The organism is Halocatena marina (assembly GCF_023276375.1).
GTDB classification, from domain to species: domain Archaea; phylum Halobacteriota; class Halobacteria; order Halobacteriales; family Haloarculaceae; genus Halocatena; species Halocatena marina.
Map to the genome: position 1 here is coordinate 230027 of NZ_JALLPK010000003.1, position 23414 is coordinate 253440.

The following is a 23414-nucleotide window of genomic DNA, read 5'->3' on the forward strand; positions in this document are numbered from 1 at the left end:
TTAGACGAAGTTTGCGAGTTCACTGTGTAGGCGGTCTTCAGTAAATCATCTTGATAGATCAGTGATACTGACTGCTCCAAGAATTATCTCTGAAAACACGGGCAATACAGGCAGGATACAGTTCAATCGTCCCGGATGAGAGAGTCTCTCGAAACGACGGGGCGCCAGACGACGACGAGCTTTTTGTCACTGATACAGAGACTGGTGAGACAGAGCTACTCGTCTCCATTGCGAAAATCGTCGACGAACTCGACATCGACTGTTCGAATCACGGGCCCGACTACTACTACGGCTGGCACACGATGTGGAGTCCCGACGCAGACCGCCTCCTGTTCCATCTCCGGTACTGGCCAGAAACCGGTGACTGGACCCGCTGGGTGTCAAACCTGATCTCGGTGCGGGCGGACGGGGCGGATATCCAACTTGTGCCGTCTGAATCCTGGCAACGCGGCGGTCACTATCATCGCTGGGCGCCAGACGAGAAGCGTGTCACGAGGAATCTCTCCCCTGCCGAGGGCGAACCAATTCGATTCGTCTCTTTCCGCCCGGATGGGAACGACCGCCGCATTGCTTACTGACGACGTTGTCGACTCTGGCCACCCATTACTCCATCCGGACGGCCGGTCGCTTATCACTGATGCCTATCCTTGGGAATCGATGGCGTTCGACGATGGAACGGTGCCAATCCGGTTCGTCGACATTAAATCGGGAACTGAGCGCAACGTACTCCGTATCCCGACGACGCCAGTGTATATGGGTGGAGGTGACAAACGGATGCGCGTCGATCCTCATCCTGCCTGGAGACCAGACTATCGATTTGTAGTCTTCAACACGTGTCCCAATGGACACCGAAAGGTGTACATCGCCGGTTTCGACCACCTAGTCGGTGCCACTGCACTCTGAATTGGGTTGGTCGTGCTTCATCGTGAGTTTGTTCATAGGTCAAGTCTCTTCGGTTCGTTCAGTTCCTTGAAGTGGATGGATGAATAGCAGCCAAAGGAGATAAACAACCGATGTTGAAGCGATAAACGCAGGAATTCTCCCAGCGAGAGGTCTGAGAGCCACAAAAGCGATGAGACCGAATGAAAGAGACCAAGCAATGCTTAAGATGACAAATTTACAGCGCACACCACCACGCTGGAGAGAAGAAGTATTGAAATAGTTGTCCGAAGCAAATTCTGCCTCCAGCTGAAGAGGACAAACTGAATCGCTCGCCGGATTATGCGAACTATTAACTATTGACTCAATCAACACGCCAATCATGAATATACAAGATGTTCAGCTGTACCTCATTGACGAGAAAGCTGGTGGCCAGTCAGATGACTGGCGAACTGAGGCGACCATTGCCAGTCCGATGTCAGAGTTCGAAGCCTACGGCGAACAGCGGTCCTCGTGGATGGGCCCCGGGAACGACCCGTTCGCCATCGAACTTACAACGGAGGACGGGACGACCGGCATCGCAGTAAACTCAGCTGGTGGTCCGCCGGCATGTGAAATAATCGACGGTCACTTTCGTTGGTTCATCGAGGGGGCGGACACTTTCGACAGACGACGGATTTGGGAGCAGATGTATCGATCACAGCTCCCTTATGGACAACGCGGCGTTTCAATGATTGCTTTGAGCGCTGTTGACCTCGCGCTGTGGGATCTCGCGGGTAAGTTAACTGACCAACCAGTCTATAATTTGGTTGGAGGAAAAGTCCGATCACAGATCCCCTGTTATCTCACCGCCCACGAGTCGATCCTGAATCGCGTCGCGGACGAACCATTTTTGGGCCTGAAACTGGCCGCCCCATATGGTCCCGCAGACGGATACGCCGAGGGACTGGCCCGGACTGAGTCGATGGTTGCCAGGGCGCGTGAGGCCATCGGCGACGAACGTGAACTGATGTTGGACTGCTATATGGCTTGGGACAAAGAATTCACCGTCCGAGCCGCGGACAGACTCCGCGGATATGATATCAAGTGGTTCGAAGATGCACTTCATCCCGAATGCGTCGACCAGTACGCCGATGTGCGTAAACGGGTCTCTCCTATCCAGATTGCCGCAGGGAATATGGAGTTCGGTCATAAGGCATTCCACCAGTTACTTCACACCAGGGCCGCCGATATCTTGCAACCAGATCTACGCTGGGCGGGCGGACTAACCGAGGTGCAACGAATTGCGGAGATGGCCAAGCCATACGGTGTGCCAGTCGTTCCCCATGCGCCTTCAATCTACAGTTACCACTACGCCATCGCGAACCCGAACGCTCCATATGCAGAGTTCCTTGGGGTGTTCGAAGATGGTCAACTAACGGCACCCGATACACCTGTCGTCGGCGAACCGGAACCAATCGATGGGTTCATCGAACTCGATGACGCTCCCGGGTTCGGAGTCGACCTTGACCGGGACCGGTTACGGACCTACTCAGCATAGCCGACCACAGTGGATGCAGCACCCGAGAATGATGGATAGCGACTGGAAGAATCGGGAATGTAAACTTCCAAATTTAATATCAACTTAGGGCAACCGCTACGTATGGAAGATGATAGACTGGCCGGAAAACACATCATAGTCACGGGTGGTGCAACCGGTATCGGGCGTGGTGATACGCATCGCAATTGCGGGGGCAACGTCTCGGTGTTCGACCTCAAATCAGCCGTCGAAACGACAGAGGCAATCGCGGACGTCGGAAGAGAGGTAGGAAGTTACGAAGTCGACGTCACAGATCGCGCTGCGCTCACGGAGGCCGTTGAAGACGCGATACAGGCACGTGGGCCAATTTCTGGGTTAGTGAACAGCGCCGGCATCCAAACGAAACGCCCATTTCTCGAGACGTCACCGGATGAGTTACTCCACCAACTGCGCATCAACGTCGGTGGCACGTTTATCGCTTCCCAGGTAGTGGCGTCCCATTTGGCGGACCACGACGAGGGGGGTGCAATTGTTAATATTGGCTCGCTCGTCGGAGCTGGGGGTCCGAATCGGGGACAGGCATCGTACGCTACCTCGAAGGTAGCCATTGCTTCGATCACAACGGTGATGGCGATGGAACTAGCTGACCACGATATCAGGTGTAATGTCATTCACCCTGGTGCGATCGATACGCCCATATTGGCAGCGTTCGCTGATGAATCGGAGGATGAGAGTTCAGAACGGACCATAGACGGTGTCGGCTTGCAGATAGACACCTGACCGAATCGACAAACCCGAGGACATCGGCCACCTCTGTGTGCTCCTCCTTTCGCAAGAGGGTGAATGGATGACAGGTCAAAACTTCATTGTCGATAGTGGCATTGCCCACGCAGGGTGATCGACAAATAACGACGACTCCGAATTGTTGTAAAACTAGAACAGCTATGCTCTTCTCGCTTTTGCAGATACATCGCCTATAATGGTCTCCGAGAGGGAGACGGTGGAATTCTGGGTTTACTCTCGTCGAAAACAATCTGATGACTAATTCCGGTATTATCGGTATGTCTATTGCATATCGAATTGAGCCTCGAAGATAAACACGGAATAGGAAACGACGCTCGGAACCAGAAACCGAGGGATTTCGAAAAGGTAACTGCTCAGGACACAAGCCTGTGGGGGTATCCCCTGCCTGAATCCAGTTTGAATCAATAAATACCATACCTTTACACAACTATTATTGTAAAGATGTTCAGCAGCCCTTTTGCACTTAGCTCAGATAATGCCAACCAGTCAATAGAGACGTATTGAGAGTCGTCATATGATGGGCTCATTCCGGAAGGCCATACGCCAATGCCGGATAGTATCCCAAATGAGTGGTCATAACCACGTTCGTGTAGCACGGACTGCGTACGGTATTTTTGTTAGTAGGGCTATTATTAGTGTTTCTCATACCCTGTCACCCGCCTATGTAACAGCTGTGGACTCAAATTCTTTCCGGTATTGTCGGAACCTCATGGGAATTTCGATTATGTCATGCAGGGCAACTCGGTCATCCATATTTTGTCTTTATCCATGACGGCTGGGCTCAACGTTTCCTCCCACACCGCAATAGCGTCGTTCGCCTCGATCTCCTCACCGATTGCGACCGAGTTTTCAAACCACCAGGAAGCCGTACAAACGTCCATCTTCCTCGAATGCACCGTATACATACACCCCGAAAGGAGCCTAAGAGAGGCAGCTTCGAGGACGTCGGGGAACGTCCTCGTAGTCCACTTGGTGCGCTTGCTGCTGTCCGCCTTTGATTCACAGACGGAACGCTGTTCACGCGACTCGACCAATTCTCGATTGATTCATCGTCGTATTCCAGCAGTAAGGTTTAGTGTGATAGTGCACATTGTCGATATTGAATGATTGATGCACACACCCATGCGTGGGGGCCTGCCAGTCAAGACTATCCGTGGGTAAACGGCTCGATACTAAACCGCGTCGAAGCGTTCGACGTTCACACTGTCTACACTGCTGAGCGCCTCCTGCGAGACATGGACAAGAACGGTATTGATGAAACGGTAGTCGTCGGCTACCCCATCAATGAGTGGACTGATAATTGGTACACACGACACGTCGTTGCAGAATACGATCGGCTCCATGGAATTGTGATGCTTGACCCGTTCGCAGACGACGCTATCAAACAACTTGAAGCCTGTCTCGGAACCGACGGGGTTATTGGATTCAGACTCGGAGCTGCCTGTCCGTACAACCAGATGTGGGAGGCGTTTGACCCCAGCGTGACGTGGTTGCGGAATTGTATCGAGAGAACCGATTTCTGGAAAGCGGCACTCGAACACGACGCTGCGGTCCAGATACTGTGTGACCACTCCCAACTCGGTCAGGCACTCGAACTCGTAGAGACCTACCCGGAGCTTACCTATCTGTTTGACCACTTCGCCCACGCAAGCCCCGAAACACCAACCGACAATGGCACATTCGCACAATTCGAAGACCTCGCAGCATACGGTAACGTCGCGGTAAAAGTCTCTGAAATCGTCCACATGTCCGAGTCATCGTTTCCATACGAAGATATGCACGACCACGTTCGATGGTTCCTCGAAATGTTCGGCCGAGATCGAGTTATCTGGGGTTCTGACTACCCGAACGTCAGTGACGTTGCGAGCTACGCCGAAGCGTGTAATTGGCTTAAGCAAGTGGATTCAATCTCTGCCAAAGACCGAACGTGGATAACAGAAAAATCGTTCAAGCGTCACATTGGGATAGACTAGCCGTCACATTATTCGCCGCTCATCAGTATCTCGACTGGATGCTTTGGTTGATGATCAAGCAGTGAATCAATCTGTTCGAGACAGGACGTACCACTCGCGACGACCGTTCTGCTTCGTACGGTGTCAGTCGTTAGCTGCTCGCGAAGGCGCTTACCGACGTCCATACTCAGTTCATAGTAGTCCGTCTTGTAGCCAAAGCTGCCAGCCATTCCACAGCATTCGACTTCAGACGTGGCAACGTTGTATCCGCAAGCCTCTAACACCGCAACGGTATACGGTTCAAGACCGAGTGTTCGCTGTTGACAATGACTGTGATACGCAATTTCTGAACTTGTTGATTGGAGCGATAGTTGGTCTGGGGAGGCACCATTCTCGAATAGTCCGTAGAGGTACTCGAATATCTCGTAGCTGTTGTCGGCTAACACGCTGAACGCATCTGTAGCGATAAGGCGTTCGTACTCTCTCGTGAACATCGCGTGGTCGCTCGGCTCAATGACAACGATGTCACGGCCGTCCTCGATGTGCGGGATAAGCGCGGTCGAAACCCGTTCAGCGTGGTCTGTCGCGGTGGCGACCATCCCTTGTGAGAATGGTGCTCGCCCACTCGAAGCCACGTCCGGAACGACGATATCGACACCGAGAGCTTCGAGCGTGCGAACCGTTGCTTTTCCTCGTTCAACCAGCACGTGATTCGTGTACAAGTCAGGGTAGAGTACAGCGCGACGCATCGGGTTTGATACCGTCGAGTCTCTGGTCGCGAACCATTCGACTAATGTCTCTCGTTCGAATACGGGAAGCTCACGACGTGTATCGATACCGAGAACGCGCTCCATCAAGTGGCGCGAGACTGACGTAGCGGCGATCCAGTTTGAAATTGGAGCGGTTGCACTCCCAAGTTTGGCAACTGTTTCAAAATTACCGAAGAATCGCTTTTGCAACTGTGGACTTTGAGATTCGTGATCTGGAGTGAGACCATCAACGAACCAATCGGCGGGATGTTCGCTGGTCTGATTGACTCTATCGCGCACCACCGTGTTTATCCACGGAATGTCAATCTTGACCGGGCAGGCATTCACACACCGAGTGCACCCTGTACATAAGTCGTTGAACTCACCAGCGAAGTCAAGTCCTTCAATACCCGCTTCCCAGCCGGTAGCGATGCCTCCAGAATACGTCTCACCCCCGAATGCATGACCGCCGACGCTTTGGAAATTCGAACACGAATTCGAACAGGCCGAGCACCGAATGCAGTAGAGCGTTTCGCGCAGCTGATCGTCGTCCCGCATCTCCATGCGGCCGTTATCGACCAAGACGAGGTGGAAGTCGCGGTCAGCGCTAAATTCCGAAATTGGGGTGGTATCATTTTCGAAATCTACAACGGGGGTTTTGACCGGCGGAGTGAGAAGTGAGACGTAGGAGGTGATGTCCTGTCCGGTACCAGAGCGCCCGATGAGTTCGATGAAGGAGTCGAGGTCTGACACAGAGGGAATGACTTTCTCAACGCCGGCAACTGAGATTTGCGTATCAGTGGCAGCAACGGATTTTCGGGCGTTCCCTTCGCTTGTTACCAACGCTATTGTTCCCGTGTCAGCAGTGATGAAGTTGGCGCCAGTCATACTGACCTGTGCATCCATTATCTGCTCACCGAGCTCCTCACTGGCAAATTGTGTAAGTTCCTCTGCCGTATTCAGGGACTCCTCGGGGACAAATTTCTTGGTGAACAATTCAGCTATCGAGTCGCGAGATTTGTGTATTGCAGGGGCGACAATGTGCGATGGTGATTCGTTTGCGAGTTGGAGTACCCACTCGCCTAGATCGGTTTCGACCACATCGACGCCATCACGTTCTAAGACGTGGTTCACCTCGAGTTCCTCGGTGGTCATCGATTTCGATTTCACGACCCGGTCGGCATCGCGGTCGGAAACGACGGTTCGAATATACTCGTTTGCGTCGTCCGCGTCGGCGGCGATGTAGACGGTTCCACCGTTGGCTTCGACTGTTTCGCGCAACTGTTCTATGAGTTCGGGCAGCCGTTCGATAGCGTCTTCCTTGATAGTACGCGCTTCGTCTTTTAACCGCTCGTAGTCTGCAAGGTCGGAGATAGAGTCGTAGCGTCCCTGATTAAATTCGTAGGTGTTGGCTTTGATTTCTGCTCCCTCAGTCCGCATCAACGAGCGTATCTTTTCTTCGTTCGACATTTACTTAGCATCCTCCGTCAGAATGAGCACCTGTACGTCACGAGGACCGTGGGCACCTTTAACGAGTGCGCCCATGTCGGCAGTCGCACTTGGGCCAGTAGCAATGATTGCGCTTTGTGGTGTGTGGTTGAACTCGGTTGCGACCACGTCGATTGCTGACTTCATCGAGTCGAGAAGGTCCGCCTCACGAATCACCACAATGTGGCGTTCGACGAACAGGCTCACCAATTCGCTCCCGGCGTCCGTGAGTGTAAGAACAAGCGAGCCGTAATCTGCGATTCCGATACTCGCCCACGTAATGCCGATTTCCGCGGATCTAAGCTCCGCAGGCGTGGGGTCAATAGTTACGTCTGTTTCGGAAAGTGAGAGCGACACATTGTCGAATGTGTCACCGAGCGCAACCCCCACCGCGGGAGCATCGACGAGTTTGTTGAGATGTTGTTGGAAAGATGAGGTGCAGACTCGAGTAACCGAGACACCCTTCTCAGAAAGGGAGTCCTCGAACTGCGATAGCGTTGCTGAAGGCATCGGTATCCCTCTATATTTCCCACTCCAGTATCTAATTTGGGACTGCGGAAAATTCCATCTGAACGAACGGAAGTGTCACGGAAAACGCCAAAGTGAGGCGAAGTTCCGCGGTGTTTCTGAGTTATCACTCAAAATTATTAATCAGAGAGTTCTGAGAATCTACATGGATGAACGCAGCATGTCTACTTGCAACTATGAGGACAATTATTCAAACTATATCAAGTTCGGTATAAACACAGAATGGGACGTCCCCACCCCTGACGTAGACGAACTACTCGTCAAAGTCCATACAGCGAGACTCTGTGTGAGCGACACTCACGCATTTAAGTACGACGGAGGCTACGAGTGGATTCCAATCCCACGTATCATGAGCCACGAATACCCCAGAACCGTCGTCGAAACTGGCGAAAACGTCGAGACGTTCAGTTTCGACGACAAGGTCGTTGAAGAACCGATTTACAACTGTGGGCACTGTTTCCAGTGCCTGAACGGTCGATCGAACATCTGTCAGAACTTCTCCATCACTGGTATGCACAAAGACGGTGCCTACGCCGAGTACGTCACCGTTCAACCGAAGCACGTCCACGCAGTCCCAGACGACGTACCATTCGATCATGCAGCGATTACCGAACCGACGAGCGTCGCGACGCGTGCCGTACTCGATCAGTCCGTCACGACACCGGAGACAATGTGCTCGTCGAAGGTCTAGGTTAAACGGCGTTCTGGTCGCCGCCGTCACCGGTTCGATTAGTGCGAATGTCGTTGTTTCTGGTCTCGAACAAGACGCTCAGTATCGTCTCCCACTGCTCTCAAACTTTGGAATCGAGACAGTCAATGTGCAAGCCGAGGGCGGACTCATAGTGATTCTCTTCTGTCCAACAGTAGAAACTCTTTCCCCCGCGTCGGTGACAGCGCCAAGCACTGTCACCTTGTCCCAGGAGTTCGAGGTCTTTATCGTTGGATTTGACCCGACCGGGTACCAGCCACGCTGTTGTACTGTTCCGACGTGCTTGGTGAATTGATTGACAACAACGACCGTCTTCTCGGCTAGTTCGGGCCGTTTTTTTGAACTGTCTCTTGAAACTCCGCTTCCTCCTCGGGATTGGCTTCGTGATTCCGTGGCCGTGCTGTCCGCCCAAACAGCCCGGACTCGTTCAAGAGCGTGGATGCGTGGCTTTCGCTGTATTCGACACCGTACTCCGCTTCGACGTAGTGGAGCAGAAATTTTGGCGACCATACTTGCTGGTCGTAACCGAGTTCAGTTGGCGGCTCTTGCGGTTGTTCGAACAGTTGCTCGCGCTCATCGGATTCGAGTTTTGAGGGACCGCTGACCGAGGACCGTCGTAGGGAGCCTGCTCAATCGGTTCTTCAGCGAACCGATCGAGCCAATTGCGGATGGTTTTCTCGACAACACCGGGATGCTCAGTGAATGTATCGAGATGATCACCCTGCTTACGCCCGATCGCCGCGAGAACGCATTCTCGTGGCTTCCCTCCATCCGCTTGCTCACAGACCTCGTGGAGTTCTTCGAGCGTGATATCATTGAACCGACCCATTACCGACGTTACGCATTCTGTCGGTAAATCACTTCACTAGTCCCTGTCAGTAATCGAATAAAAACTCAGACTGACGGAGTCGGGTTCGACGTCGTCTTCGATGCGACTGGACACCATAGCGGCGTCGTTTCGGGCGTCGACGTAGTTCGGAAAGCGGTCAAGTCGTCGTTGTCGGCATCCCGAACTTGTCGAGTAAACTGGGCCTCACATATGCCGTCCGTGGCGAGGTGGATATCGTCCTACGGGTCGACGTGGAAGAACTTCGAACAGGCACTTCGCCTGATGGAACGTGGTGAGATTGCCGTGGACAAGATTCTCGATACAGATTATAGCGTCGATGCCCCGGCAGCGGCGTTCGATGCGTTCCTCAACTCAGAGACCTGCAAACCAGTGTTTCAATTCGACAGTTAAACGGTCGAAGCCACGGGTGTGACCGCCAAGCACCTACTTTTGCACAGGTATAACATGGCAGACTACCCTGAATTTGTGGTGATTGATCCTCGAACGACGAGGCATGCTTACCAAACGGCGAAAAAAGTGGGACGACAGAAACACTTTTGTGTGTGTCGTAGAATATGAGGTTGTATCATCCTCATTATGGAGATTACAGATATCTCGACAACGAAAATCAGCAACGAATCGTGGGGCGAGTTCATTGAGTTCCCCCTGGTTACGATTATGTCGAAGTACGATGAGTACTACAATGCCAGCGGCGAGAATCCACAGGCCCGACGAAAGTGGATGGGTCCTGTGGGAGACGTCGTCGTTGAGGTAGAAACTGACGCTGGAATCACCGGCGTCGGCGTTGGAAACTGGGGCACCGGTGCTATCGCCACCGTGATCGAAGAAACGCTTTCTAAGATCGTGGTCGGCGAAAATCCGATGCAACGGGAGCATCTCTGGGAGCAGATGTACCGCGCGACACTCCCTTTTGGGCGAAAAGGTGTCGCCGTCATGGCGATTAGCGCGATAGACCAAGCGTTGTGGGACATCGCCGGGAAGGACGCCAATGAACCAGTGTATGAACTGCTGGGTGGCCCAGCCAAAGACGAGATTCCCGCATATGCATCGAACCTCCATCCCGTCGATATGGAGAAGCTCGAACGTGAAGCGATCCAGTACGTCGAAGAGGGATTCGAGGCGATGAAGCTTCGTTTCCGCCACGGACCTGAAGACGGTCGAACAGGGATGAAAAAGAACGAGGAAATCGTCGCGACGGTTCGCGATGCGGTCGGCGATGATATTGAAATCGCGGGCGACGCCTACATGGGCTGGTCGGTCCAGTACGCCAAGAAGATGACCAACCGACTTGCAGAGTACGACATGGCGTGGATAGAAGAGCCAGTCATCGCAGACGATATTTCTGGCTACGCGGAAATTCGCGAGGCTGCCCCGATGCCCATCTCCGGTGGCGAACACGAATTCACTCGCTGGGGCCACGAGAATCTTCTCGAAGCAGGCGCCGTCGACATCCTTCAACCTGATGTCGGCCGTGTCGGCGGGATTACCGAGCTCACGAAGATCGCGGACATGGCGGAAGTGCATGACGTGCCAGTGATTCCCCACGCCGGGACTAATCCAACACTCCACGCAATCGCCGGCCACACGAACATGCCGATGGCAGAGTACTTCCCGATACCCGAATGGTTTGAAGAAGAACAAGTAAACCGCGAATCAACCTACGCTGACGCCATCTTTGAGAACCCACCGTCGCCAGAAAACGGGTCGATTCCATTGCCCAACGAGCCCGGAGTCAGTACAGAGTTAAACCGCGAAGCGCTCCAACACTTTGCCATCAAATAACGATGACTGACATCAGCTTCGAGTACAACGTTCCAGTCTTCGCAGGCGCGCCAGATGCTGGGACCGATCCAATCCACCGTGACACGCCACAGTACGAATCCCTCGACTGGGAAACGACAAAAGCGGGCGTTCAGAAAGCCGAAAAACTTGGGTTCGACGCAGTGTGGGCACCCGACCATCTCCTGTTGGGTCGTGACCAAGCAGAATACGAGTGCTGGACGCTTCTCTCGGCAATCGCTGGATTCACAAAAGACATCAATATCGGCTCACTCGTTCTTTGCAACGACTACCGAAATCCCGCACTCGTCGCCAAGATGGCAGCAACGCTTGACGTGATTTCGGCGGGGCGACTGGAGTTGGGTCTCGGAGCCGGATGGCACGAACCCGAGTACGAGGCTTACGGGTGGGAATACCGAGACGGCTTCGAACGACTCATGCGACTTGATGAGTCGATTCGACTGATAAAACGGATGTGGGGCGCTGGCAGCGAAGGCGCGAGTTTCGACGGCGACCACTATCAAATCGAAGACGCGTCCTGTATGCCCCAACCCGTTCAGGATCCACACCCGCCGATACTCGTCGGCGGACAGGGTGAAGAGGTCACGCTCAAGCTCGTCGCTAAGCACGCCGATATCTGGAACACCGACGTGTTCAATGGAGATGTAGGGACGATCACACGAAAAACCAACATCATTGAAAACCATTGTGAAACCGTTGGACGTGACCCAAACGAAATCGAGTATTCGTGGGACGGACACATTATCTGCACTCGTGACGAAGAGAGATTGGACCGTTTCCTCGACTTGATGACGCCCATTCAGTTCGAAGAGGAGTATCAAGACCAATCGAACATCGAGACGGAAGCCGATGCCCGTGGGTATTTCATCATGGGAACGCCAGAGGAATGCGCCGAAGCCATCGAACGTCGTATCAACGCTGGCGTGACAAAATTCCAAGGATGGTTTGTCGATTTCCCCGAGATGGATGGAATGGAGCTATTTGCAGACGAAGTGATTCCACAGTTCAACTGAAGAACCCGGCGGTCGCAGTCGACGGTAGACTCCATTCATGCAGTTTTCTTTTCGGCCAGAGAGCGGTTCAGTGTAGTAATCAGCATGATACAATTCGTCGCACTTCTTCCAGTCATAGCGGTAAGATATTTTACGAATAAAAACTCTATGTCAAGGTATGACATCAGACGTGCCGGTCAAGGCGGTAAAAATCTCCCTCGAGTTAGTAGACTTCATTCAGGATCTCGACGGCGCTGACGTCTCCAAACTGTCACAGAAGATGGGCAAGCCAACGAGTACCATCCACGACCACCTGCGGACACTGGAACAGATGGAATCTCTCGTGAAAGAAAGCGGCAAATACTACATCAGCACGCGACTCCTCTAACAGGGTGCATACGCACGTAGTAGGCAAAAGGCATTCAATATTGCTCGTCACGAAATCAATGAACTCGCACAGATTACCGGCGAGCATTCGAATCTAATGATTGAAGGACACGGATATGGTATCTTTCCCTACCGGTCGCGAGGTGATGACGCCGTCCGACTGGATACGCACGCACGAATGCGAGTCCCGCATCAGACGACGGCACTGGGGAAACGATACTGGCGAATCGCCCACGCGACGAAGTAGAGGCGATACTCGACCGCCACGGATTAGAAGCTGTTACTGACCGAACGATTTCGGACTGTGAAGGATTGTGCAACGTATTAGAGGAAGTTCGCAAGCAGGGTTTCGCATTCGACGACGAGGAACGGGTCAGAGGGACGCGGTGTGTCGCAGAACCCATTCTAATTCAAGACGATTACGCCATCGCTGCAGTGAGTGTCTCAGGCCCAAAGAGTAAGATGCGCGAGGAGAGATTCAGAGAGGATCTTTCGAATCAAGATCTTAGAAGTGCAAATGTCATCGAGGTCAACCTCGCGTACTCGTATATCTGCACTGAACACAACAGTTAGGTATGTTTGCGTAGGACAGACAAACGATGCAACTCGTTCGCTACAGTGCAGGGAGCACTCCACAGTGGGGAGTACTCCGTGACGACCAAGTTATCCCATTGTCCGGTCTTCAGGAAAAGATTACATTCCAGCAGTTGAACAGCCCCGGGTTCTTGAGAGTCATTAAAGACGCCGCGGCGGCTGCCGAGTCCGAAGCAGTGCCCATCGAAGACGTGAAATTGCTGGCACCAGTTCCGCGACCTGGAAAAATTGTCTGTGTCGGGCTCAATTATCACGATCACGCCGAAGAACAGGATGAAGAGATTCCTGAGCGTCCACTCCTCTTTGCGAAGGCGGGTACCTCAGTCACAAACCCAGATGACCCCATTGTCCACCCAGCAGACATCGAACAAGTTGATTTCGAGGTTGAACTTGGTGTCGTCATCGGTCAGACTGCCAAAGATGTAAACGCCGAAAATTCCTTCGACTACGTTGCGGGATACACTGCAATTGACGACGTGAGTGGGCGTGATGCACAGTTTGAGGATGGCCAGTACTTCCGGGGGAAGAGTTACGATACATTTGCGCCCATTGGCCCGACCTTCGTTCCTGAGTCGGATATTGACCCGCATAATTTAGACGTGGCTTGCCGTGTCAACGGAGAGACAAAGCAATCATCCAACACTTCGGAATTCATCTTCGGTGTCGATGAAATCATCGAATATATTAGCGGGATCATGACACTCCGTCCAGGGGATGTTATTTCGACTGGGACTCCGGGTGGGGTTGGCATCTTCCGTGTTCCGCCAGAGTTGTTGGAACCCGACGACATAGTTACCGTCGAAATCGAGGGAATCGGTGCACTCACCAATCAAGTGGTGGCGGAAGACGAGATTTGACGACGCTGTCAGTACCTTCACAGAGCGATAGTACATAGACTGCAAACCAGAAATAGGGATTCCACCGGTTGCCTAATAGACCAACGAATAATCCGTGATGGTGCTGCGAAGAAGGAAACCTCCGATATGCGTAAGCGAGATTCAACACCTTCACCCACTTGGCATGACTGGAGTAGTACGTGGATGTATGCCATAGATCCCCGTGCATCGTGCGACGTCGTATCCCGACTATACATCATTATTCGGTCGCTTCTCAGTTCATTCCCAGAAAGTAGAACCATGGTCCATTTTTTGATTGATTGCCGCATCTTTCCCCAATGTTAATGTATCGAATTGCCCATCTCTAAATATGACTGGGGGAAAATCACCCTGTTGCTCTGGGTCGAGAGATATGGTCGAAGAGAGTACGGTAGACGTTGATTCTGAATTTTCGGGAACTCGATCTTCAAAGACAACAGAAACCCGAACGAGGCGAATGGTGAAGATAGAAGGCAATTCATTTACGATGGGGACGGACTCGAAAGTCGGGTACCGCGCAGATGGCGAGGGACCCACTCGCGAGGTGACCATTGACCCATTCTTCATCGACAAATATGCTGTGACGAATGCTGAATTCCTAAAATTTGTGAGGGAGACGGAGTATGTTACGGACGCCGAACGATTCGGGTGGTCCTTCGTTTTCGAAGATTTCGTACGTCCCAGAGACAAAGATAAGGTGATTCAGAAGGTTTCCGGCGCTCCATGGTGGGTGGCAGTACGAGGAGCAAACTGGTTTCGACCGGAGGGACCGAGTTCAAACGTCTTAGATACGCGGTTGGTACATCCGGTGACGCATGTGTCTTGGCGTGATGCGACGGCATACGCAAATTGGGCAGGGAAACGGCTTCCGACAGAAGCAGAATGGGAATATGCGGGGCGTGGAGGGCTTGAACAGACGCGATTTCCGTGGGGCGACGACCTCCAACCAGATGGAGAACATATGTGTAACATTTGGCAGGGAGAGTTTCCCAAAACCAATACTGATGCCGACGGATTCATCAAGACAGCACCAGTGAATGAATTCCCAGCGAATGGATACGGACTGTACAATGTCTCTGGGAATGTGTGGGAATGGTGTCAAGATTGGTTTAGCGCGGACTACCATACCACAGATTCATTCGATAGTGTAAATCCAAGCGGCCCACCAGACGGTGACCAGCGAGTGATGCGTGGGGGATCGTACCTCTGCCATCGGTCCTGGTGCAACCGCTATCGCGTCGCTGCACGGTCCAAGAATACACCAGACAGCTCAACAGGGAATCTAGGCTTTCGCTGTGTAGTCGATTTGTGATAACCTCTCAGTCGGCAGGATACGTCAAACACGGAACGTACTTGTGCTGCTCCGATCGAAAACGACCAGAGATATTGGCTCTATCGAACGGGCTTCGAAAATAAAGATAGTATGACATCATGGATGTGGATGAGCCTCAAAAGACATATGAACTAGGAATACTTTTTCGCCGTTATGCTTTCGCCTGCAGACCTAGTGCTACAGCTAATGATTGCTGTAGCGATCATCGTAGCGCTCATAATTATCCTTGACATCCATCCATCGATATCTTTGATCGTTGGAGCACTGTACATAGGTTTGGCAACCGGATTGGGAAGTATGACCACGGTTGAGACAATTGGAGATGGGTTCGGTAATCTAATGAATAGTATTGGTATTCCAATTATTTTTGGGATAATGATTGGAACGATTTTAGCTGAATGTGGCGGTGCACGAAAAATCGCGGTGACATTGGTGGACGTCATTCCTTCAAAATATGCTGCGTATGCTATTGGATTGGCTGCAGTGATTATTTCAATTCCTGTCTTTTTTGACGTGACCTTTTTAGTTTTAGCTCCGGTAGCAATTGCAGTTTGGCAGGAAACAGACGTCGAGTATCCAACAATCGTTGGAGCGTTGGCAATAGGAGCGGGTGCAGCACATACATTCATTCCGCCGACACCGAACCCCCTAGCTGCAGCAGGTATTATTGGATTTCCTTTGAGTAATATGGTAGTCGCTGGGTTGCTAGTTGGAATTCCAGCTGTGATTATTACGATTGGCATCTATACACGTATCGTTCAGTTCGTTTGGAAGCCTGATAGTGATATTAAAGAGATCCCGTTTAACGCTCAAAACAACACGTTGGAAAATACTCCTTCGTTTCTAGCTTCCCTACTCCCCATTATCGCTCCAATTCTTCTAATTCTATCAGTTAGTGTTTCGAGAGCACTTACTGGAGATGTAAGCACTCCAGTTCAGTTCCTCGGAAGCCGAATAATTGCTCTTTTGATAGGCCTCGTCATAGCTGTGGTTGTCTTCGTAAGGGTTCAAGGCCTTGAGGATCTTTCCGACCAGTTTACTGAGGCATTGGAACCAGCTGGTCTGGTGTTAACAATAACAGGTGCCGGAGGAGCTTTTGGAGCTGTCGTTCAAGAATCAGGGTCTGTTGACTCGTTGGTAGACGTTATCGGTATCAGTGGCAATGGACTTGGCATCTTATTATTGGCGTACGCTCTTGGGTTAGTGTTGCGTGCAGTGATTGGTTCAGGCACAGTGGCGGGTATTACTGCGATGACGGTTGTAGCAGGAATTCAGACAACCGTCCCAGGTTCAGCGTTAGCCATGGCGGCTCTTTCTGGGGGGCTAGCCTTTGGTCATATCAATGGTAGTGGTTTCTGGATAGCAACGGAATTATCAGGTCTCGATGTTATGGGAGGATTCAAGACCTTCACTCTAGGACAAACTCTATGTTCAATATTCGGACTTACCGGGTCAGTGATCATTGCACTGATAATGTGATAATCTCTAGGATAGCGACAACAGAGAGATAATCGGGATGCACAGTACTCCCGGTCTTGAGCTCCCCAAGTGAACCAACAGAAAGGGGTGGTGGGATTCGTCTTTACGATGAAAAGCTGGTTCAGTGATGACGCCTGTAAGGACGATAGCAACGGATTATCAGCCACTCTCGTCTACTCAGTACGAACCCGTTTTTTGATGAAACCGATTTCTCAAACAGGAGTGGTAGTGATGAGTTGCGGTGGATTGAGAATCCGATTTTGAACGGCAGCAAATAGTCAAATTGCTCTGGACGTTTGTGGATCACCCTGAAGTTCAACAGAGTCGTTGAACATCAGTGCATAGCTCCAAGAATATGAATGCGAATAAAAATAGAGGAAAACGAAAGCCAAAGATTAGGCAAGTGATTGATAACCACGATTTAGGGGTTTGGTGAGACTCTGGCCCGGAGGTGGACTGATCCAAAGGCGGCGACAGTCTCAAACAGTTGGCGGAGTTAATGAATCAATAAATGTTGAAAGCAACATTTCGTAATATAAATTCAAACTTGTTCAAAGTAGAAGTAAAGGATATGTACACTTTGTTAACCGGCGATGATACGACTGAAGGGATGCGCGTCCAAGCTAAAAATACCCTTCAATCGGATGGTGTAAATACAGACCAATTACTCACGGATTTTGTCTCTCATCAATCGATATACACGTATCTCACGGCCACCCGAGGTGTCTCAAAGGGATCAAAATCAAGCAGCTGTGTTGACAGTAATACACAAACTATTCAGAAGCTACGTGGTCGCTCGGTAGCAGTGATTGAGCAAAGTTTGAAATCTCTTCGGAACACACAAAGACTCCGACTTGGGGATTTCAACGGCCTTGTTGAAACCCAGATATACTGTCGGGACTGCGGGACTCAATTTGAGGTGATTCAGTTATTGGACCGCGATGAGTGTGACTGCGATATCGGGACGGATTCTGACTAGGTTTATTAGCGGTATCCTCATCCGATTCTTGCGGTGTGAGCTTCTGATGAATAATCGGTGACAATTGTTCTACCGCCATTTTGTAAAATAGCAATTGAATGGTTGACTCTGTAAAATCGCCACGCTCTGGCTGATTTGACCGTTGCCAAGGATGCTACCGTTGTAGATACCACAGTTCACGACGAACGCACAAGATTCTCACGGTCACGTTCGGACTTGAATGGTAGCTCGGTCAAGACGGATGTCGAGTCTTGGATTGGCGGCTTCGAATACCCTGTCGGTGTTGTACACTGGCAGTGAATCGACGACGATATCGCTCGTGAAGGTTGAACTAATCTATTGAAAACGACTACGAGAAAATATTCCCAGAGAACCTGTTGAGACAGACGCGTTCCCCCGTCAACGCTGTGTGAGGGTGTACTGGGAACACACGCACACGGAGGGACTGCTATTCGAGGCCAGTTAAGAGTCTGTGCAGTGCCTGTATAACAATCGATAATAGTGAAAATATTGCTGCCCCGCTATGAGATTCCACCACCATTTCGTCAGCTGTCGTAGTTAAAGTTAAGGTTCTGTCGTAAGTACACTATTCTGTATGCGTTGCCCCAAATGTAGCCACACGCTTACCGTCTACGATGCGTTCTACGACAGCGAGTTTGTTTGCGACCGATGTGGATACTTCGTTCCGCGAGGTGTGGACTGAGAAGGCAGTCCACCGTCCAGCTGACCTAGTCTCTCGGAGTACGCGGATTCTCGCGTGACTGCTCACCCACGAATTATTGAAGCGGTCGATTCATATCTAAAGAGTGTGAAACTGCTTTTCGGCCGGGGTCGATCGACTACGTCGGGCCGACCACTCAATCCTAACCGAGAGAGGGCAGTCTGATAACCGTATCTACCGACGAGAAACACAGCTTCTGAGAGACGACTCACTGTTCTCGGTCGATTCTGCGTTCGTACAGGACTTCTGGGTTGGTTTTGGCATGGATTACTCTCTGACTGTTGGTGGACGGACGGTGCGACTGGCTCGTCGACTGTCTCACGAAGGGCTGCATCGATCTCGCACCAGGTGAGTCGCCAGCAGCCGTCTGGTTCTGTACACTCCAGCTGGCCTAACCACCTCGGTCTTGAAGGACATGTACTCCGCGAGTGCGACCTCCTCATCGTCGGGTAATCAAGTAGAAGGGCGAGCAAGAGTTGCGCTGGGCCACTGCCACAGTATCCTGACTCGAACCCACTCGGACTATGAGTGGCGAGTTCGAGGCTTCTCTCAGGTGTCAGTCGTGTTCCTTCAGGCATTCGCGTGACAATCAGTTGTCCTCGGCGTCGTTCGCCGACGTAGGCCTCCGATGTCATTTGAACCGTCCTCGTTCGTCGTGTTCTCGTTGAAGATTTCCTAACTCCGTTTTTGAGGGACGAATATCCGTCCAAAAGCCGTGTCGCTGGGCGTACTGGCCTCGGGTTGGGAATTCGAGATTCTCCGGACGGTTGTCAAACCGAATCCCGTTTCGGTGGGGGACGTCTTTCCCGGCGACGGCGTCGAATCCGTGTTCGGCAATCATAACGAGCCGGTGGATGCCGACTGATTTGGTCGATCCACGGTAATTCGACGCGCAGACCACGTATCCGCGATCGGTAAAAACAGCTGGATGAAGACGTCTATTCGTGACTGCCTCGTACGCACTGCGACGGGGAATGTCGAAGCGGTCCATCCAACTCCAGATGGTCGCTTACTCATTCCCCAACTCGTCGGCATTCTCGTTCGTATTCAGATACTGTTCCCAGTAGAGTTCGCAAAGGAGTGACTCATCTCTCCACAGTGTTTCCGTGTTCGTCATAGTTCAGTTCGCGAGATGCTCATTTGAGTACCCCCGCACCCCTCAGGGGGTGAAAAACTGCCCAACGAACAGCTGTCCGGATCTGTTAAATTCTTAATTACTGATAAGTTATTGAGGCAGTGCTGAATACAGAGCCTATATTCAGCCATGGAGCGAACCGTAGTGAGACTCGGACGGTTAGATGAGAGGCTCACGACGGAGGGACGTTGGATTCCTATACCGTACTCTGGATTGCTGGTTCAGATGAGTCCGAACCGCTTCGACCACCTTGTCCACGTCATCGACTGCATCTCCTAACTTCGTGATGACCAATAGGACATCACTCGTTTCGAGTTCTTCAACGCGCCGTGCCGGGGCGCTCAGAATAGTCTCGCGTCCGATTTTGACGAGACACGCTTCGCTGAATATCGTCAACCAGCCTAATTCCTCACAGATTGATGCGCGACGGACTTGGAAGCTATACCATTCTTCAGGTAGATATATGCTACGCGTGTGGAAGGGAGCGACCCATTGATGAAGTTCGACAGCTAACTCAATGAGTTTTTGACTCGTTTCTTTGGGCATGGTTTCGACGGTGAATCCTGCTCTATCAATCCACAGAATAATCGTTCGACTCTCTCCGGGAGAGGCGAATCGGTGGCTCGCGTGACGTGGAAGGCCATATCTTGGTACCAGAGGGTAATGTTCCGATACCTGTAGAAAGCGCATCGAACACTTCCGCTGTTGGCGTCCAGGCTGAGTTACTATCATTGACTTCTTCCGAATAAAAGACCGTCTCTGTACCACCCTCTTGGTGTGTTTGGCAGCCGAGTCCTAAACACCTGTTTAGGAAGCGCCGAACATCATCCGCAGTGGGGTCGTCCTTGAAGACGAATTCGACATTGAGCGATTCAAAACTCATCTGTAATCCCCAATCTACAAGTTGATACTACCAATATCTTTGCAATAACCTCGTGCATTCTCTTCAATGGATAGGATGCATTGACAGTACGTCGAGAGAGAGAATCCACAGCTTTGTTCTGAATACAGGCTCTATATTCAGCACGCCACATCTATCAAGATCTGAGGGCTTCCATAGAAACACCTCTCCTCACGCCAAGTAAGATACCTCAGCAGGTTCTTCCATGCCGTCGAACTCACCGCACTCGACCGGATCCCAGTCCTTGCTGGGTTCGGGACTCCACCAGTCGATCTCGTAGGCACCCGGTGCGCCGAGAATCTTTACCCTCGCCGAACCGCCAAGAAGGTCACGACGAAGTTTTTCGTCGACGTGGAGATTCCAGGTCGTGTCGGTATCGAAGCAGGTGAGGACAGTTTCCTCGTAGCCACGATCCTCTTGCGATTCTTGGAGTTCAACCTGCGTGTTGCAGTGCCTGCAGAACACTCCCTCGAAGGGGATGTGGCTGAACACCTCGTGCCCGCAGACCGGACACCAGAGGAACTCGAACAGTGCTTCGCTGTGGCGGTCAATAACGTCTAGACAATCAGCGAATCTTTTCGAGATGGGGCTACAACACAGCCTATGTCGGAAAGTGGCACCTCGGCGGCGTCCCACGGGATAAGTTCACCCCACCGGCCCACGCCGTCACGGATTCGATTATTGGACCGTCTACAACTGCCATCTTAACTATTTCAGTGGCCATTATTATCGTGACAACCCGAAAAAAGAGCATTTTGATGACTACGAACCGGTTGCGTTGACAGATATGGCCCTCGAGTTTCTCGATGAACAACGGACAGAGGAAGACCCGTTCTGCCTTGTCGTGTCACCGCACCCATCCCACGATCTATACTAGGACGTACCACAACGCTATCGCGCCCTCAAACTGCTGGTCTGTACAAATCCATAATACGTTCGGCCGAGACGACATCGTATATAGATCATATAGGAAATTTGATATAAGTACATTCCTCCGATGAGCCCACGCATCTGAAGACTGTAAGATTCTGATGCCTCGTTGACTGCCTGCGGAACTTATCTTTGCCAGTCTTCGCATCAAAAACTCAACCAGACATAGAAGTGAGAGTCATCGATGACTTTTCAGAGAATCCTCCTGAGTTCGGAAAGAGTACACTTCAAGAAATCATTAATATCTTTCACAATAATTGAAGATTAATGAAATACAATTTCAAAAGGAGGTAATTCTCTCGTCGGCGGGCGTCACGAAGCATCAACTTCAGTAGGTTCTGCAGTGGATGACCGAACGACTGGGCCAGATCTTCGAGGATGAGCTAGGCGAGAGACCGGAAGGTCTTCGCCCAGTGTTCCCGGGGGAACACGGTCTCTGGAAATAGCTCCTGGAACACCCCGGAGTAAGGCTCTGCTGACCGTCAGCATCAGCAGAGCCGCCGCTACCAGCAGCTCGACGATCGCTGGATCACTCGTCTGAAACTTCTCTAACCCGTACAGCGCCGCAACCTGCCTGGGAGTAAACACATCGGACAGGTTCGTTACGTACAGATGTAGTCGTCAGTGTCCGCAACGAGGACACCGATGACGCGGAACTCCATCGTGGCAGTCAACTGTTTTCCGGCGTATGCCTGTCACTTGAACGTGATCTCCACGGTCACATCGGTGATTTCGCGTGTGAGATAGCCCAAAACGTCTTGGAGGTGACGCTCTGGCAAGGAAATAGCGTCCGCGCCGTTTTCGTCGCTTCCCAACGATCAGCGGATTCGCGTTCGACTTCAGCCGTATCACGAAAAAGCCGCTGTTCTCTTCGACAACTCGAAGCGGCGAAAACTGTAGAATCTAAGGTCGAATAACAACAATCGCCCTCGCAGCCAGCTCCGAACCGGGAGTTGGCTGCTCTCGTGGGTGCATTCGCCGGTGAGCTGGAACTGCTCTAGCGTCTGCATCGTAGCGCTGTGCACGAGGTGAAGCTTCGCGTCGGACTGATCCACATGAGTCGCCGGAAACTCGCTTAGGAGCCGATGCAACCTCAAGACGGTTCCATCGGCGATCAGTACTTCGCGGAACAACTCGAACTGTGGTGCAGTCGTGTGGGGAACCATGAACCTCAAGCGCACGCGGGGGAGGTCGCTTGATAGACCTAGATATACTGTAAATCAGACGTTTAATTTGTTCAGAGGGGCCGACCCAGCTTTGAGCGCTACGCCTCAGGTTGCTAGCGCTCTATAGCGACTACCGAAATCCGAGCCATTCTGGACGTTCACTGCACGTCCGAGAAACGTCACGACACACAGCTCGGCTGACAGGTCGCTCGCCGCAACGTGGTCGACCTCGCCAGCATCGCTGCCGGCAAGGGCTACGACTGGATGGAGTTCCGCGAAAAACTCCGCACTGCTCAAACATCGCGGGTTCCGGGTCCATCGATCATGCGCACGACGCGCGGATCGATGGGGCTAGCTACCGTCAATAAGTCATGTACAAAACCGTTTTCACGACGATCAAGCGCACGCTCAGAGACGTCGTGTATGCGTAATCTCAGTTCGACGAATTCCGTGAACTCATCCTGATAATGTATGTTTGGCTTACAACATCAAGCAGTTGCTGAAGCAGTGAAATCAAGTTACTTCTGGAGATTTTTCGCGCACAAAAGATTTAATACATAAGAAAGTTCATTGCTATTTGCGATATGGCAACAGGAAACACAAGAGAGAATAGATCAAATCGAGTTAAACGATTCACCCGACGG

Annotated in this window: 20 protein-coding genes and 8 pseudogenes; 16 read left to right on the forward strand and 12 right to left on the reverse strand. The window is 51.7% G+C overall.

What is annotated here, in order from left to right; all coding sequences use genetic code 11:
* The first annotated feature begins 302 nt into the window (after positions 1–302).
* The 5 genes from MW898_RS21905 (at position 303) to MW898_RS26345 (ending at position 3296) form a co-directional block, all read left to right on the forward strand.
* Positions 303–578, forward strand: coding sequence for a hypothetical protein (locus MW898_RS21905; RefSeq protein ID WP_248910405.1), 276 nt, complete (start codon positions 303–305; stop codon positions 576–578).
* Complete coding sequence (locus tag MW898_RS21910; protein ID WP_248910406.1) at positions 550–903, forward strand: TolB-like translocation protein; 354 nt, start codon at positions 550–552, stop codon at positions 901–903. Before MW898_RS21905 ends, MW898_RS21910 begins: the two co-directional genes overlap by 29 nt.
* Positions 904–1261: 358 nt before the next feature.
* Positions 1262–2419, forward strand: coding sequence for an enolase C-terminal domain-like protein (locus MW898_RS21915; RefSeq protein ID WP_248910407.1), 1158 nt, complete (start codon positions 1262–1264; stop codon positions 2417–2419).
* A gap of 102 nt (positions 2420–2521) precedes the next feature.
* Entirely contained in the window at positions 2522–3178 is a 657-nt protein-coding gene (locus MW898_RS21920; protein WP_264556871.1) for an SDR family NAD(P)-dependent oxidoreductase, read from the forward strand.
* 4 nt (positions 3179–3182) lie between these two features.
* The gene (locus tag MW898_RS26345) at positions 3183–3296 is read left to right on the forward strand and encodes an SDR family oxidoreductase (protein WP_368409229.1); all 114 of its coding nucleotides are present in this window, start codon (positions 3183–3185) and stop codon (positions 3294–3296) included.
* A 628-nt stretch (positions 3297–3924) separates the two neighbouring features.
* Here MW898_RS26345 and MW898_RS21925 read toward each other — a convergent pair.
* Positions 3925–4083 carry a hypothetical protein gene (locus MW898_RS21925; RefSeq protein ID WP_248910408.1) on the reverse strand — a complete coding sequence of 53 codons (159 nt, stop codon included), beginning with the start codon at positions 4081–4083 and terminating at the stop codon, positions 3925–3927.
* Positions 4084–4305: 222 nt separating this feature from the next.
* Here MW898_RS21925 and MW898_RS21930 point away from each other — a divergent pair, with 222 nt between their 5' ends.
* On the forward strand, positions 4306–5175 hold the full coding sequence (locus tag MW898_RS21930; protein ID WP_248910409.1) for an amidohydrolase family protein: 870 nt from the start codon (positions 4306–4308) through the stop codon (positions 5173–5175).
* A gap of 8 nt (positions 5176–5183) precedes the next feature.
* On the opposite strand, the gene MW898_RS21935 is transcribed toward MW898_RS21930, so the two are convergent.
* On the reverse strand, positions 5184–7373 hold the full coding sequence (locus tag MW898_RS21935) for an LUD domain-containing protein (protein WP_248910410.1): 2190 nt from the start codon (positions 7371–7373) through the stop codon (positions 5184–5186).
* The gene (locus MW898_RS21940; RefSeq protein ID WP_248910411.1) at positions 7374–7901 is read right to left on the reverse strand and encodes an LUD domain-containing protein; all 528 of its coding nucleotides are present in this window, start codon (positions 7899–7901) and stop codon (positions 7374–7376) included.
* Positions 7902–8095: 194 nt separating this feature from the next.
* On the opposite strand from MW898_RS21940, the pseudogene MW898_RS21945 reads away from it, so the two are divergent.
* Positions 8096–8758 (forward strand): annotated as a pseudogene (locus MW898_RS21945) (alcohol dehydrogenase catalytic domain-containing protein); the annotation flags it as partial.
* Here the strand turns inward: MW898_RS21945 and MW898_RS26350 are convergent.
* The 3 genes and pseudogenes from MW898_RS26350 to MW898_RS21955 all read right to left on the reverse strand — a co-directional run.
* Positions 8689–8877, reverse strand: a pseudogene (locus tag MW898_RS26350) (hypothetical protein); the annotation flags it as partial. The pseudogenes MW898_RS21945 and MW898_RS26350 sit on opposite strands and share 70 nt — an antisense overlap.
* Before the next feature lie 71 nt (positions 8878–8948).
* Positions 8949–9122 (reverse strand): helix-turn-helix domain-containing protein, encoded by a 174-nt coding sequence (locus tag MW898_RS21950; protein WP_248910584.1) that lies wholly within the window; start codon positions 9120–9122, stop codon positions 8949–8951.
* Complete coding sequence (locus tag MW898_RS21955) at positions 9056–9457, reverse strand: hypothetical protein (protein WP_248910412.1); 402 nt, start codon at positions 9455–9457, stop codon at positions 9056–9058. The genes MW898_RS21950 and MW898_RS21955 overlap by 67 nt, the downstream gene beginning before the upstream one ends.
* A gap of 60 nt (positions 9458–9517) precedes the next feature.
* Between MW898_RS21955 and MW898_RS21960 the strand changes: the two are divergent.
* The 8 genes and pseudogenes from MW898_RS21960 to MW898_RS26360 form a co-directional block, all read left to right on the forward strand.
* Positions 9518–9868 (forward strand): annotated as a pseudogene (locus MW898_RS21960) (zinc-binding dehydrogenase); the annotation flags it as partial.
* 186 nt (positions 9869–10054) lie between these two features.
* Positions 10055–11260: an L-rhamnonate dehydratase gene (gene rhcD, locus MW898_RS21965; RefSeq protein ID WP_248910413.1), complete on the forward strand. Its 1206-nt coding sequence runs from the start codon at positions 10055–10057 to the stop codon at positions 11258–11260.
* Between the two features lie 2 nt (positions 11261–11262).
* Positions 11263–12291: a TIGR03560 family F420-dependent LLM class oxidoreductase gene (locus tag MW898_RS21970; protein WP_248910414.1), complete on the forward strand. Its 1029-nt coding sequence runs from the start codon at positions 11263–11265 to the stop codon at positions 12289–12291.
* A 157-nt stretch (positions 12292–12448) separates the two neighbouring features.
* A pseudogene (locus MW898_RS26355) lies at positions 12449–13230 on the forward strand (IclR family transcriptional regulator).
* 26 nt (positions 13231–13256) lie between these two features.
* Positions 13257–14108, forward strand: a complete 852-nt coding sequence (gene rhcF / locus MW898_RS21990; RefSeq protein ID WP_248910417.1) for a 2,4-diketo-3-deoxy-L-rhamnonate hydrolase — start codon at positions 13257–13259, stop codon at positions 14106–14108.
* Between the two features lie 391 nt (positions 14109–14499).
* A complete protein-coding gene (locus MW898_RS21995; protein ID WP_248910418.1) occupies positions 14500–15438 on the forward strand; it encodes a formylglycine-generating enzyme family protein in 939 nt (312 codons plus the stop codon).
* Between the two features lie 174 nt (positions 15439–15612).
* Complete coding sequence (locus MW898_RS22000; RefSeq protein ID WP_248910419.1) at positions 15613–16938, forward strand: GntP family permease; 1326 nt, start codon at positions 15613–15615, stop codon at positions 16936–16938.
* A 511-nt stretch (positions 16939–17449) separates the two neighbouring features.
* Positions 17450–17917 (forward strand): zinc ribbon domain-containing protein, encoded by a 468-nt coding sequence (locus MW898_RS26360; RefSeq protein ID WP_373689898.1) that lies wholly within the window; start codon positions 17450–17452, stop codon positions 17915–17917.
* Positions 17918–18662: 745 nt separating this feature from the next.
* Here MW898_RS26360 and MW898_RS22005 read toward each other — a convergent pair.
* The 6 genes and pseudogenes from MW898_RS22005 to MW898_RS22030 all read right to left on the reverse strand — a co-directional run.
* Positions 18663–18841, reverse strand: a pseudogene (locus tag MW898_RS22005) (IS6 family transposase); the annotation flags it as partial.
* An 81-nt stretch (positions 18842–18922) separates the two neighbouring features.
* Positions 18923–19273: pseudogene (locus MW898_RS22010) on the reverse strand (DUF6166 domain-containing protein); the annotation flags it as partial.
* Positions 19270–19629 carry an HNH endonuclease gene (locus MW898_RS22015; RefSeq protein WP_248910420.1) on the reverse strand — a complete coding sequence of 120 codons (360 nt, stop codon included), beginning with the start codon at positions 19627–19629 and terminating at the stop codon, positions 19270–19272. The gene MW898_RS22015 and the pseudogene MW898_RS22010, both read right to left, overlap by 4 nt.
* 303 nt (positions 19630–19932) lie before the next feature.
* Positions 19933–20319 (reverse strand): hypothetical protein, encoded by a 387-nt coding sequence (locus MW898_RS22020; protein ID WP_248910421.1) that lies wholly within the window; start codon positions 20317–20319, stop codon positions 19933–19935.
* A 526-nt stretch (positions 20320–20845) separates the two neighbouring features.
* Positions 20846–21259: a DUF7567 family protein gene (locus MW898_RS22025; protein ID WP_248910586.1), complete on the reverse strand. Its 414-nt coding sequence runs from the start codon at positions 21257–21259 to the stop codon at positions 20846–20848.
* A 593-nt stretch (positions 21260–21852) separates the two neighbouring features.
* Positions 21853–22767, reverse strand: a pseudogene (locus MW898_RS22030) (IS4 family transposase); the annotation flags it as partial.
* Between the two features lie 135 nt (positions 22768–22902).
* Here MW898_RS22030 and MW898_RS22035 point away from each other — a divergent pair.
* Positions 22903–23281: pseudogene (locus tag MW898_RS22035) on the forward strand (transposase); the annotation flags it as partial.
* Between the last annotated feature and the right edge of the window lie 133 nt (positions 23282–23414).